The organism is Stutzerimonas sp. C6.4V (assembly GCF_058536345.1).
Map to the genome: position 1 here is coordinate 1,723,551 of NZ_JBZUBM010000001.1, position 13,367 is coordinate 1,736,917.

Sequence of the window (13,367 nt, forward strand, 5' to 3'; positions counted from 1 at the left end):
TCGCGGGGAAAAGCTGCCCTGGGAAAGAAACAACCTTTATCGGCAAGCTAAGGGGAGTGACAAGTTTCAGCCAATTGGGATTGGCAAAGAGCGGAGTCTGAAAGGTCGTGTTTTTGCCGTCAGCAATTGGCTGACGAAGAGGCGGCGTTGCACCGCCTCCTATCGATTATCTACTTGAGCGCGCCCAATGCTGCTTCATAGTCTGGTTCGCTGCCGATCTCCGCTACCAGCTCGCTATGCAGGACCTGATCCTGTTCGTCCAGAACCACTACGGCACGGGCAGACACCCCAGCAAGCGGACCGCTGGCAATCAGCACGCCATAGTCCTCCAGGAAATCACGACCTCGCATGGTGGACAGGTTCACTACGTTTTCCAGCCCTTCGGCACCACAGAAGCGTTTCTGGGCGAACGGCAGGTCAGCAGAGATGCAGAGCACTACGGTGTTAGCCAGATCATTGGCCTGAGCATTGAACTTGCGCACCGAGGTGGCGCAAGTGGGGGTGTCGATGCTCGGAAATATGTTCAGAACCTTGCGCTTCCCGGCGAAGCTGCCAAGCGTGACATCCGACAGATCGCCACCCACCAGGCTGAACGGCTTGGCCTTCTGGCCGGCCTGCGGGAAATCGCCTGCTACCTGGATCGGGTTGCCCTTCAGGGTTACTTCCGTCATGTGAACTCCTCTCAGTCGTGGGCCGCGAGTGCTCGCGGCCCGGGTTATCAGACAGCGCGGTTGCGGGCGAAGTATTCCTTGGTCAGCTTCACCACCACAGGGCTCAACAGCAGCAGCGCAACCAGGTTGGGAATCGCCATCAGGCCGTTCAGGGTATCTGCAAGCAGCCAGGCGAAATCAAGCTGAGCGATGGCACCAAACGGCACGGCGATGACCCAGATCACGCGGAACGGCCAGATAGCCTTGGTGCCAACCAGGAACTCCCAGCATTTTTCGCCGAAATAGCTCCAGCCAAGAATGGTGGTGAACGCGAACACCACCAATGCAATGGTCAGCAGCGCAGCGCCAACGCCAGGCATGGCTGACTCGAACGCAGCAGCCGACAGAGCCGCCCCGCTTTCGCCGCCCGTCCAGACGCCGGAACAGATGATCGCCAGGCCGGTAATGGAGCAGATGATGATGGTGTCGATAAAGGTGCCCATCATGCCGATCAGACCTGAACGCACCGAGCTTTTGGTAGTGCCGGCCGCCTGTGCAATGCCTGCCGTACCGAGCCCTGCTTCGTTGGAAAAGATGCCGCGCGCAACCCCGAAACGAATGGCTGCCATGACCGCCGCGCCGGCAAAGCCGCCCGTGGCCGCGATCGGCGAGAAGGCATGGGTGAATATCAGGTCGAACGCTGCGGGAATCTCAGCGGCATGTACCACCAGCACCACGATACCGGCAATGATGTAGGCGACGCACATAAAGGGAACCAGCGCCGCTGCCACCGCACCGATACGCTTGATCCCGCCAAGGATCACCAGACCCACAAACAACATGGTGACCAGGCCGGTTACCCACAGCGGAACCGAAAAGGTGGCTTCCAGAGCCAGGGCCATACTGTTCACCTGGACCATGTTGCCGATCCCGAAACCGGCCAGACCGCCAAAGATCGCGAAAGCGCCACCGAGCCATAACCAGCGCTTGCCCAGCCCGTTCTTGATCGCGTACATCGGGCCACCCACATGCTCGCCGCGGTCATCCTTCTCGCGGTAATGCACGGCCAGCACCACTTCGCAGTACTTGGTCGCCATCCCCACCAGCGCTGTGCACCACATCCAGAACAGCGCACCAGGACCACCCAGGAAGATCGCTGTGGCAACACCAGCGATGTTACCGGTACCTACCGTCGCAGCCAGACAGGTCATCAATGCCTGAAACGGACTGATTTCGCCCGTGTCCTCGTCGCCTTTGGTGCGACCGCGCCAGATCAGCGCAAAGCCGGTTCCAATACGCACCAGCGGCATGAACTTGAGCATGACCATGAGGAAAAGACCGGTACCGAGGATCAGCACCAGCATGGGCGGTCCCCAGACGAGACCATTGACGCTATTGACCAGGTTTTGCAGGAATTCCATTCAAGGCACCCTTATTGATTATGTTAGACATCCTTGCCCGAGCGGGCCGAGCCAGTACGGGCGCTGGAACGGCAGCGATGAACGCCCCATTCCCAACTGCCTGCCCAAACGACCCGGTAACGCCCCGACTTCAATGTCCGGGGCACTACCGACAACTTGCAAGACTCGTGCTAGAGCCCTGCATCAGCCGCCATGCAAGGAGCGACCGAGCGATCCTACCACCACCTTTGGCCCTTGGCGCCACACCCTTTGTGCGGGATCTGCAGAGCAGGAACGAAGCAAGTCGGCGACCGATTGGTCAGCCTGTGAACCGAAGCCAGGTTGCCGCATACGGAAGCCTTTGAGCGTAGCCTAGCGCTGCGCCAACGCCAGTCGATCCGCAGCGTTTGTTTTCAGTCAGAAATCACGTCTGTAGAAAATATCCAGGGAACTGGCTAGCCCGCTGGCCGCTTCGAGAAATATCCGCTTGGTCAGCTGGTAGCGCAACGCGACCGTGTTGGCAGGCTCGAACACCCCGACGCCATAACGCAATGTGAGCCGGTCGGTAAGTTTTCCACTCGCCACCACGCTGGTATCGGCGCCACTGCCTTCGGTATCCAGCTGAAAATCTTCGATGCCCAAACGCTGTGCGACATTGCCCGTGATCGAAGCACTACCGGCCAGGCCCAGGCCAAGCGCGGCCTGGGCCAACAGATTGCTGTCACCGGTTTCCGCGCCCAGCGGGCGACCCAGCACCAGATAAGACAATGCCTGCTCCTGGCTCATGGCCGGCTCGGCGAATACATCGACTCGCGGCTGCTCGGCGCTGCCAGTGATGCGAAGGCCGGCGACGACATTTTCGTCATCGATCCGACGTATCGCTTCGATGTCCAGGTATGGCTGGGACAAGACACCGGTGAACAACAACCGGGCACGGCGGATCGTCAGACGCTGGCCATAGGCGCGGTACCGCCCCTTATTGAGGCTGAGCTCACCGCGCGCATCGAAGTCGTCGCCAATGTGCAGATAGCCGGCGAGGTCGGCAGTGAGACCGAAGCCGGAGAAGCGTAGCCGGTCCTGACCGACCTCCACATCGACATCCATGCCAATCGCCAACGGCGGTTTTGTTTCTTCCGCTTCGGTACCGACGATAACCGCATCCTCCGACACCTTTACCGTGGAAGGAGGCAGTTCCCGAACAGTTATCTCGCCCCGCGGCACTTGCAGCTTGCCGCTCACCGCCAGTTGCTCGCCAGCCAAGCGAATCCGCAGATCCGGTGCGATTTCAAGCTCGGCATAGGGCTCAACGACTACCGGCAACTGGCTGCCGCTGATTCGCATATCGAGATCCAGCGCCTCACTCCAGTCAAGCGTGCCGGCGATCTGTCCCTGCCCCTGCTCGCCGCTGCGCCAGCCACCGTCTACCCGGACCCGCTCGCCATCGATGCGGGCGGTGACCTGCAGTTGTTCGAAGCTCACTGGCAGCTCAGCACCCGCGATCTCGCCTTGGCTGAGCTCCAGCTCTCCGTTGATTTGCGGCTTCTGCAGCGTGCCCGAGAACTGGCCATTGCCGTTCAGTTGCCCATCGAGTTGCTCGACCTGAGCAACAAACGGCCGGATCACAGAAAGATCAAAATTGCGTAGCTGGAAGTTGCCGGAGATCGGCTTGACCTCGCCGCTGGGGTCCACCTGGAGCCGGACATCCAGATCACCCAGGTTTCCTCCTTCGAATCGAAGCCGGCTGTCGACCTGTTGCGGCGCAAGCCCGCTGTTGAGCGACAAGGTCTGATAGGGGAAATCAAGCCACTGCTCTCCATCACGCATGCGCAAGGTGCCAGCCCCGGCATCGACACGGATAGTCCCGCTGGGGCCGGAGGCTGGCAAATCCAGGGATAGATCAGCGTTTACTTCGCCCTGCCAGATCAGGTTGTCCGGCAGATAGGCAGCCAGCGATTGGAGGGGGAAATCTCGCAATCGATAGCGCAACTGTGGATCCGGTTGCAGTTGCTGATCGTCGGCACAGAGGGACGCCTGGCCCGAGACCCAGCAATGGGCGCCAAAGGTAATCCTGCCATCTTGCAAGCGCCGCAGCGTCGCGGGGTCGCGCAGTGCCCATTGCTGCCCCTGGGCATCCAGCTCGGCTTGCGTAAGCCGCCCCTTCCAGTCCCCTCCCTCGAGGCCACCGGTCAGCCCCAGCGCAAGGTCAGCCAGCGGACCTTGCAATTGCAGTCTTGCCTGATGGGACGCCTGCGTACCCTCGGCGCTCAGCTGCAGCTGACCCACCTCAGTCGTTCCCGCCTGCAAGCCCGTGGCGTCGAGGCTGAGCTGACCACGCTCGCCCTCGGACAGACCGGCGGCCAGTTGCAAGCGCTCGACTCGATTGTCCTGAAACGCAACCCCGGTGCCACTGAGCGCCAGTTTTCCCTGCGGTGCGTCCGGCGTGCCCGCCAGGTCGAGGTTACCCGTCAGTCTGCCGCTCAGGTCTGGCCAAAGCTGGCCCAGGCGCGCGAGATCGAGGGCCAGGCTCGCCTCAAGCGTCTCGGCCCAGCGACCAGTGCCCTGGATGCGGTTGTCGCCCAGACGCAGATCGAGCATCGGCAGGCGCCAGGTGGTGTTTTCACCACTCACCTGCAGCCCAAGCCTCAGCGGTTGTTCGCGCAACCTGCCATTCAGGTCGAGGGCGGCTTCGGCTTGCAGATTTTCGGCTCGCAGGGCGCCGCTACTGCTGAGCGTGCCGCCGATCTGTCCTGGCAGCTCCGCCACCCAGTAAGCAGGATCGAACTCGCTCAGATCGAGCCGAGTCGTCCAATCGACGCCGTTTGCAAACCCGACGCTGAGGCTTCCTTGGGCCCTGCCCTGTCCTGCTTGCAGTTCCAGCTGCGGCAGGTGCACCTCTTCGAGATTGCCGCTGACCGGGCTCTGCAGCGTGAAGTCACCGGAAGGACCTGTCAGCGCTGCATTGAAGTTACCTAGATAATCTCCGTCGTCATACTGGACCTGCGCATCGAGGGTACGTAGCGCAACAGGTGGTTCCTCGATATCGGGATAGAGGCGGCGCCATGGGAAATCACGCCAGGCCAGTTGAGCCTCAGCATTCAGACCGTCCTGCCAGCTAACGGCACCGCTCAGGTCGAGCCGCTGCTGCTCGCCCGCATCCAGACTAAAGGCTTCGATCTCGGCGTGGGTGGTGTCGACCAGGCCGTTCAGTGCAAGATCAACCGCACCGCCCTCGCCTTGCAGATTGCCGTCACCGTTCAGGCGATAGCCCTGCTCCTTATTGCCTTTGACGGTCAGCTCCAGCGCCTCCAGACGCAAGGCGTCAGGCAGCGTCGGTACCGCCTTGAAATCCTCAAGTGCCAGTAGCAGGTTCGCTGGCAAGTCCGGTTCCAGTGGGCGCACCCAACCGCTGAGCTTGGCATTCAGATAGCCCTGGCTTTGAACATCGATCATCAGGTGCTCGCGCAGCTCGCCGTCCACCTCGAACTTTGTCGCCCAGGGCTGCTCGTTTGGCGAGCGGATCGCCGCCGTACCATTCAGCATCAGCGGCCAGTCGGCTCTGGTCTGAATGCGCCCCGAGAGCTTGAGCTGGACGTCTTCCCGGCGAACCTCCAGCTCCCGGATCAGCAGTCCCTGCTCGTCCCAATCAGCTCGGAGCTCCGCGCCCTGCAGCTGTTGAACGCCGTTGAGATTGACCGCACCGATGTCGACGCGACCGACACGAAGCGAGAGCGGCAGATCAAGGTCCGGCAGGCTGAAGGGCTCGCCTGTGTCCTCCTCTTCAGCGGCCGGAGGGAACGTCAGGTCGATATCGCCCGTAACCAGTTCTTCTATGCAGAGTGTCCTGCGCAGCAGGCAACCGGGTGACCAGTCCATCTGCGGCGACGCCAACTCGACCCGGCGACCACCCTGTTCCCATACCAGACGATCCGCCTGCCAGCGGCCGGCAAGGCGCCCGGTGAATTGCTCGAGCTGAAGCCCAGGTACATTGCTCAAGATCCAACGGCTTCCGCCATTGGTGCCTAGGACCAGCCCGATCGCCAGCACCACCATCAATACCAGCGCCAATACAGCCAGCAGCAACCAGCCAATAATTCTTGCGCTACGCCTCAAAGCTCCGGCCCCATGGAAAAATGCAACCGAACGCCGCCTTCACTGTCCAGCGGATGAGCCAGGTCCACGCGAATCGGCCCGACAGGTGAGACCCAGCGGACACCGACGCCAACGCTGCTCTTAAGGCTCGGAAGCTCCAGCGAGTTGAATGAGTTGCCCTGGTCGACGAAGGTTGCGATGCGCCATTTTTCAGTCAGCGAATACTGATACTCGGCGCTAACTGCCAGCTGGTAGCGCCCGCCGATCCTGTCTCCGTCCGAGTTGGTCGGCGACAGGCTCTGATAGTCGTAGCCACGGACACTCTGATCGCCACCGGCGAAATAGCGCAACGATGGTGGCACATCGGTGTATTCGTTGGTCCAGTTGCCGCCCACCTCTACCCGTCCCAGGAAGCGGTGCCGGCCACCCAGGGTGGTCAGCCCTTTGACTGTTGCGGTGGCGTGTACCAGGTCCGCATCGGACAGCAGGCCTTCCTTCGCTGCGGACAGTTCGAATCTCAGGCGATAGCCCCGACTGGGGTCGAGGCGATTGTCACTGCGCAGGAAGCTGTAGGCCACACCCGGCATCAGCAAGGTGCTGACGCCGGTGTCGTCGCCAAGTTCGTACTGCTCGTGCCGCCATTTCAGAGACCAGACACGCTGCCAGCCATTGGGCAGTTTGCGGTGCCACTCGGGTCCGACAGTCAGTAGCCGGCTGAGGCTGTCTTCATCGGCCAGTTCTTCGTATTGATAACCGGCTGCGTAGCGCAGCTTGTCGGTCAGCGGCGGGTCGAGCGGCACATCGTAGAACAGCCCGACATTCTGTCGCGGTGCGGAGAGCTCCGACTCGATGCCGTAGCTGTGACCCTGCGGATTGACCCAGTGCCGCGTGAAATCGAAACGCATGCGCGGCCCGACATCGGTGGAATAGCCGAGACCAAACCCGAGGGTGCGTGGCTCTCGCGTGGTCAGCTGTACAGCCACCGGTATGCGCTGCTGCTCGGCGTTGACGGGATTGGCATCGACCCGGACGCCGTCGAAGTAGCCGCTGGACTGCATCGCCTGGTTTAGCTCGGCGATGAGCTCCGAGTCGTAGGGTGTCCCTGCATCGAATGGGACCATGCGCTCCAGCAGGTCCGGGTCGAAGGGCGAATCCCCCTCGAAGCGAACGTCGCCGAGCACGTAGCGCGGCCCGCTGTTGAATACGAGCTCGACATCGGCGGCATTGGTGAGGGGGTCGATCGCCAGTCGTTGCTGCTCGAAGCGTCCGTCGAAGAAACCATAGCGCGAAGCCTGGTTGAGGATCTGCTGCTTGGCGGCTTCGTACTGGCCGTGGTTCAGCACTGCCCCCTGCTTCAACACATTGCGAGGAACGCGAAAAGACTTCAGATCAGACGCCGGACCCTCTACCCGTACGGTGATGTTGCGTAGACGCACTGGCTCGCCAGGGCTGATTCGTAGCGTCAACCGTGGGTTCTCTCCGCCGGTGACCCTCGGCTCGATTTGGGCGTGGTAATACCCCAGCGCCTGTAGCGCCTTGTCCGCCTGCTCCCCGGCGATACGGCTGTAGCGCAACAATTCATCTTCGTTGCGATCGCCTAGATCACCAATGTAGTTCTCGACGTTTTCACGTAACGCACCGTTGGACGGCACGACGTTGACGTCGAGTTCCGCAGCAAACACCGATGACGCGCAGCACAACAGGAGGCCTGCCGGAACGACACGGCGAGGAAGACAGATAGACATGGCAACGGATGCTAGCACGTTGGGCGCCCGGGTTCGGCAAGGTGTCGATGCGCGCAGTACGGCATATAAAGCGTCAGGCAGAGGCATTGGCACACTTCGTTAAACGACCATCCACTGAGACTATCCACGCTCCGTTAAATTCGTCAGCCGCTTCGTGCCTCGACCTGACGCGGTGCCGGATGGAAGAACACATGCTCGACTACAGGGCCTATGGCGATCTGCCCGATGTCTTCGTAGCCCTGTCGTTCATAAAAGTTCAGATAACGCGGGTTGCCGGTGTCGATCATCAGCCCCTCCGAGGTCGGATCGGCCGCGCACCAGTTGTGCAACGCCTCGAGCAGCTGCTCACCGTACTGCTGGCCCTGGAATTGCGGATGCACTGCCATCAACGGCAGGACATGGAATGTACCGGGTGGCAGACAGCCCAGCACCGCGGCGTGGTAATCGAGATAGCGCCGCGTGCAGCGGAAACCGGCAGTGAGCAACATGCGCATGCGCCAGGCCCAGCTCTCGGTGATATCCAGGCGACGCTGTGGCGGTGCGATCAGCGCGGCGGCAATCAGGCGATCCCCGATCATCAGCCCCAGCGCCGGCTGGTCCTGTATGAAATGCTGGTTGACCAGTTCACGCACGGTAGCGCGAACCCGCTGGTCGTAACCGGGGCGATCCGCTTCAAACAGATAGGCAAAAGTCGGTTCGTGTCGGTAGGCGTTATACAGGAGCGAGCGTGTTTCCCTGGCGTAACCACTGTCGAGCATTCGTACTTCGGCGGTCGGCATGGCGATTCTCGTTATGTCCCCAACACTGCTCACGTTAGCAGCTGCCTCATCATCCTGCCGCCCGAGACCAGGGATCGAGGATCCGGCTCGCCCTGGCATTGCCATAACCAGTAGAATCGCGCTTTTTTCGGAGCCGAGACCGATGAAGATTGTTTCTTTTAATATCAATGGATTACGCGCACGACCTCATCAGCTTTCTGCTCTGATTGAAAAGCATCGACCGGATGTCATCGGCCTTCAGGAAACCAAGGTAGCTGACGAGCAGTTCCCTCAAGCCGATATCGAGGCCCTTGGCTACCATGTTCATTTTCACGGCCAGAAGGGTCATTACGGCGTCGCGCTGTTGTCACTGCAGGCCCCGCTGGAAATTCACAAAGGCTTTCCAGGTGATGGAGAGGATTCCCAGAAGCGCTTCATCTGGGGTCGTTTCGCTGACGCCAATGGAGAGCCGGTCACCGTCATGAACGGCTATTTCCCCCAGGGCGAAAGCCGCATCCACCCGACGAAGTTTCCCGCCAAGACCAAGTTCTACGCCGATCTGCAGGCGCTGCTCGAAGAGCGCTTCAGCCCCGACCAGCCGGTCGCCGTCATGGGAGATTTCAATATCTCGCCCGAAGACTGCGACATCGGTATCGGCGAGGTAAACGCCAAGCGTTGGTTGCGAACGGGCAAGTGCAGCTTTTTGCCGGAAGAGCGCGAATGGCTGGAGCGGCTGAAAAACTGGGGGCTGCAGGACAGCTTCCGTACGCTCAACCCGGAAGTGGTAGATCGCTTCAGCTGGTTCGACTACCGCAGCCGTGGCTTTGAAGACGATCCCCGCCGAGGGCTGCGAATCGATCTGATACTGACCACCTCCGGCCTTCATCGGCGTGTCACTGACTGTGGTGTCGACTACGACATTCGCAGCATGGAGAAGCCCTCAGACCACTGCCCGGTCTGGATCGAACTGACCTGACCGGTCGCCGCTGTGCTCAGAAAAGTGCGCCCGGTGCCTTATTTTGCGGACCAGCTCACACTCTTTCACCGCCCCGGTGGGCTGTCACAAGAGCGTAAATAAAGCGTCTTAATCTCCCCGCTTCTTTTGAGGGGAGAATCGGTATGGTCTGCATGGCGTCCGTACGCAACATGGGGAAACGGGCGCTGCGCCTGGTAGCAGCAGGAGTGCTCTGCGCCGCCAGTCCGCTTGCAATGAGCGCGTCACTGCCAACGCCTGTAACCGGCGACCCGGTGCTGCGTATTCACGGATCGAACACCGTAGGAGCCAAGCTTGCGCCGATGCTGCTCGCCGGTTTGTTCGAGGCTCAGGGCTTGAGGTCGGTACGAATCACACCGACTGACAAGGAGAACGAACAACGCGTAAGCGCCACCGATGACTCCGGGCGCGCTGTCCATGCCCTTGTTGCAGCTCACGGTACCGGTACGGGCTTTGCCGGACTCAAGGATGGTTCGGCAGATCTCGCTGCCGCTTCCCGGCCGATCAAGGAGAGCGAGCAAGCCAACCTGGCCAGCCTCGGTGATCTGCGCAGCGCAGACGCCGAGCAGGTCATCGCCATCGACGGCCTTGCAATCATCGTCAACCCGGATAACCCGGTTGCCTCCCTGAGCGTTCAACAGGTGGCGAGTCTGTTCGCCGGAGAGATCGCCAACTGGAAAACGCTTGGCGGCAAGGACATGGCGGTGGAACTGCATGCACGAGATGACCAGTCCGGCACCTATGACACGTTCAAGGAGCTGGTCCTGAGTGCTCAAGGCAAATCCCTGGCCACCAGCGCGACCCGTTACGAATCCAATGACCAGCTATCCAAAGCCGTCGGCAGCCGTCCCGGTGCGATTGGTTTCGTCGGTCTGGCGTCGGTAGGAAGCTCCCGTGCGCTGGCGATTGCCGATGGCGACTCGCAGCCCATGTTGCCCACCACAGCGCTGGTGGCAACCGAAGACTACCCGCTTTCGCGACGGCTTTTTCTCTACGCCAACCCGCAACATCAGTCGGCATGGACCCAGGCCTTTCTCGGTTTCGTGCATAGTGCCGCCGGGCAAGCCATCGTTGCCCAATCCGGCTATATCGGTCAGGCAATAGAAGCCATCTCCATGGCTGCCGAGCCAGACATGCCGCAGCCCTACAAGGACCTCGCCAGCCAGGCACGGCGCCTGACGGTCAATTTCCGTTTCGACGAAGGCAGCGCCCGGCTGGACAACAAGGCCCAGCGCGACGTCGATCGTCTCATCGACTACCTGCAACACACCGACAAGACGATGAACGCGGCGGTTCTGGTGGGATTTGGCGACTCGAGGGGCGATCAGGCACGCACGGCCTTGCTTTCCAAACTTCGCGCCATGGCGGTGCGGCGTGAGCTGGCCAGAGGCGGCATTCTGGTGAAGGATATCAATGGGTTGGGTGATGAACTTCCAGTTGCATCTAACAATCAGAGCGGTCGGATCAAGAATCGTCGCGTAGAGGTGTGGGTGTATTGATCAGGCCTGAGCCAGTGCAAGATCGTATCAATGGTTAGCCGGCGGCGTACTGTTGTACCCGGCTGGTCGGGACTAAGCTCAACGGATCTCCCATGGCGGAATCGACCATGTATCTAGTTTGTGGCGAAGCACTGTTCGATGTTTTCTCCTCTCCTGCTGGCGACCCCGGTAATCGTTTGACGCTCGAAGCGGTTGCTGGCGGCTCACCCTTCAATGTGGCGGTCGGGCTTGCCAGGTTGGGAACGCCGTCGGCCCTTTTTACCGGTCTGTCTGGCGACCATTTCGGCCTGCAACTACGGCAAGTGCTTGAGAATGAAGGTGTCGATCCACGCTTTCTGGTGGCGTTCGATGCCCCAACCACCCTCGCCATGGTCGCCCTGGGCGCAAACGGCTCACCAATCTATAGCTTCCGCGGCGAAGGTTGCGCAGATCGCCTTCCGCGGGAGTCGCATCTTGCTGCGCTCGATGACGGGATACGTGGAATCCATGTCGGCTCCTACTCCATCGTCATCGCCCCGATAGCCGACACCTTGCTGTCGCTGGTCCGCCGTGAATGCGAGCGACGGTTGATTTCACTGGATCCCAATATCCGGCTCAATGTCGAGCCGAATCTTGCCCGCTGGCGCGAGCGGGTCGAAGCAATCGCCGAGCTCGCGCATCTGATCAAGGTCAGTGATGAGGACCTGGCATTGCTATATCCCGGGGAAGCGCCTGAAGCCATAGCACAACGCTGGCTGGGCGAGCGTTGCGAACTGGTCGTCCTGACCCGAGGCAGCGCAGGTGCCCATCTGTTCAGCCGTCGCCATGGCGCGCTTTACGCTGCGGCCAAGGCGGTCACCGTGCGTGACACCGTTGGCGCTGGTGATACATTCCAGGCGGCCTTGCTCAGCTATCTGCACACACAGGGGCTGGACACTGTTACGGCGTTGGCTGCGGTCGAGCGCGAGCAGCTCCAGGCGTTGCTGACATTCGCCTGCCAGGCGGCTGCTATCACCTGTTCCCGCCGAGGCCCTGACCTACCCTACCGATACGAGTTTGCCTGAACGGTTGGCCACAGCGTTGTGAGCGTCTATAACCCTAGAGGACAACAACAAGGACGACGGAACCGCGCATGAGAGCGTTGAAGACATCTGATCCTTCCTACGAGCTGATGGATGATCATCACGGTAACTCCCTGATTTATCGTGAACATGGTTTCCCGTGCCCGCTCGTGCGCTGGCACAACCACAAGGAATATGAGCTGCACCTGATCGTCGCCAGCTCAGGCAAGGTCTTTGTCGGCGACTATGTCGGCAACTTCGGTCCCGATAGCCTGTTTCTGACCGGCCCGAATCTGCCACACAACTGGATCAGCCAGGTCGATGAGGGTGAAGTGGTCGCCAAGCGCGACATGCTGGTGAACTTTACCGACGAGCTGCTCGAAGCCGGCCATGGCGTTTTCTCCGAGCTGCGTAGCTTCACGCCGATGCTCGAGCGCTCGCGCTACGGCATCGAATTTCGCTGCCCGAATACCATTGCCCAGGCCCGCCAGCTGATGCAGCAGATCGCCGACAGCCGTGGCGCCACCCGCCTCGGCTATTTCCTGATCATGCTCGAGCTGTTGGCACGGTGCGACGACTACCAGCTGCTCTCCGGAGCGACCTCGGCACAGCTGAGCGACGAACACCATGCCGACCGCACCAACATGGCGGTCAACTATATTTTCGAGCACTACATGCGTGAACTGCCGCTGGAAGAAGTCGCCAGCCATCTCGGGATGAAACCCACCTACTTCTCACGCTTCTTCAAGCGCGCAACGGGGCGCTGCTACGTCGAGTTCGTCAACAGCCTGCGCATCAGCAAGTCATGCGAACTGCTGCTCGATCAGGACAAGCCGGTCACCGACGTCTGCTTCGAGTCGGGCTTCAACAACCTGTCCAATTTCAATCGCCGCTTCCAGCAGCTCAAGGGCATGACGCCATCGTGCTATCGACGCCTGGTCGAGCAACGACTGACCGAGCAGAATCTGGCCGGCTGATACGCTTCCGGCCAGCATCGCCTATCATTCCGCCGCACCTTCGCTTTTACACACGACGCCTGTTGGGCCTGGCCAATCCTCGTCCTTGAGCCTTCGCATGTGGATTAAGCCCATCCGCCGGCGCCGAAAGGCCGCATAAGCAACAGTGCAAAAAAGTACCGAACCAAGTGCAGCCACGGCTTTGTCGCGCGGCCACTGCCGGCGTTGTAATGCCT

The 13,367-nt window shown here is 60.8% G+C and carries 9 protein-coding genes; 4 read left to right on the forward strand and 5 right to left on the reverse strand.

Going from position 1 to position 13,367, the window contains the following annotated elements:
* Window positions 1-170: 170 nt before the first annotated feature.
* From tpx to AC4LFW_RS08120, 5 genes are all read right to left on the reverse strand, one after another.
* Entirely contained in the window at window positions 171-671 is a 501-nt protein-coding gene (gene tpx / locus AC4LFW_RS08100) for a thiol peroxidase (RefSeq protein WP_491818581.1), read from the reverse strand.
* Between the two features lie 47 nt (window positions 672-718).
* Entirely contained in the window at window positions 719-2,071 is a 1,353-nt protein-coding gene (locus tag AC4LFW_RS08105) for an alanine/glycine:cation symporter family protein (protein WP_491818582.1), read from the reverse strand.
* A 396-nt stretch (window positions 2,072-2,467) separates the two neighbouring features.
* On the reverse strand, window positions 2,468-6,100 hold the full coding sequence (locus AC4LFW_RS08110) for a translocation/assembly module TamB domain-containing protein (RefSeq protein WP_491820164.1): 3,633 nt from the start codon (window positions 6,098-6,100) through the stop codon (window positions 2,468-2,470).
* A 56-nt stretch (window positions 6,101-6,156) separates the two neighbouring features.
* Window positions 6,157-7,878, reverse strand: coding sequence for an autotransporter assembly complex protein TamA (locus AC4LFW_RS08115; protein ID WP_491820165.1), 1,722 nt, complete (start codon window positions 7,876-7,878; stop codon window positions 6,157-6,159).
* Window positions 7,879-8,027: 149 nt separating this feature from the next.
* A complete protein-coding gene (locus AC4LFW_RS08120) occupies window positions 8,028-8,663 on the reverse strand; it encodes a GNAT family N-acetyltransferase (RefSeq protein ID WP_491818583.1) in 636 nt (211 codons plus the stop codon).
* 142 nt (window positions 8,664-8,805) lie between these two features.
* Here AC4LFW_RS08120 and xthA point away from each other — a divergent pair, with 142 nt between their 5' ends.
* The 4 genes from xthA (at window position 8,806) to AC4LFW_RS08140 (ending at window position 13,152) form a co-directional block, all read left to right on the forward strand.
* Entirely contained in the window at window positions 8,806-9,618 is an 813-nt protein-coding gene (gene xthA, locus AC4LFW_RS08125; protein WP_491818584.1) for an exodeoxyribonuclease III, read from the forward strand.
* 233 nt (window positions 9,619-9,851) lie between these two features.
* Entirely contained in the window at window positions 9,852-11,135 is a 1,284-nt protein-coding gene (locus tag AC4LFW_RS08130) for a substrate-binding domain-containing protein (RefSeq protein WP_491820167.1), read from the forward strand.
* A 107-nt stretch (window positions 11,136-11,242) separates the two neighbouring features.
* Complete coding sequence (locus AC4LFW_RS08135) at window positions 11,243-12,178, forward strand: carbohydrate kinase family protein (RefSeq protein WP_491820168.1); 936 nt, start codon at window positions 11,243-11,245, stop codon at window positions 12,176-12,178.
* Between the two features lie 68 nt (window positions 12,179-12,246).
* Window positions 12,247-13,152, forward strand: a complete 906-nt coding sequence (locus tag AC4LFW_RS08140) for a helix-turn-helix domain-containing protein (protein WP_491818585.1) — start codon at window positions 12,247-12,249, stop codon at window positions 13,150-13,152.
* The last annotated feature ends 215 nt before the right edge of the window (window positions 13,153-13,367 follow it).

Coding starts and splice junctions, on each gene's coding strand:
- tpx (WP_491818581.1), bottom strand. CDS start 671: ATGACGGAAGTAACCCTGAAGGGCAACCCGATCCAGGTAGCAGGCGAT.
- AC4LFW_RS08105 (WP_491818582.1), bottom strand. CDS start 2,071: ATGGAATTCCTGCAAAACCTGGTCAATAGCGTCAATGGTCTCGTCTGG.
- AC4LFW_RS08110 (WP_491820164.1), bottom strand. CDS start 6,100: ATGGTGGTGCTGGCGATCGGGCTGGTCCTAGGCACCAATGGCGGAAGC.
- AC4LFW_RS08120 (WP_491818583.1), bottom strand. CDS start 8,663: ATGCCGACCGCCGAAGTACGAATGCTCGACAGTGGTTACGCCAGGGAA.
- xthA (WP_491818584.1), top strand. CDS start 8,806: ATGAAGATTGTTTCTTTTAATATCAATGGATTACGCGCACGACCTCAT.
- AC4LFW_RS08130 (WP_491820167.1), top strand. CDS start 9,852: ATGAGCGCGTCACTGCCAACGCCTGTAACCGGCGACCCGGTGCTGCGT.
- AC4LFW_RS08135 (WP_491820168.1), top strand. CDS start 11,243: ATGTATCTAGTTTGTGGCGAAGCACTGTTCGATGTTTTCTCCTCTCCT.
- AC4LFW_RS08140 (WP_491818585.1), top strand. CDS start 12,247: ATGAGAGCGTTGAAGACATCTGATCCTTCCTACGAGCTGATGGATGAT.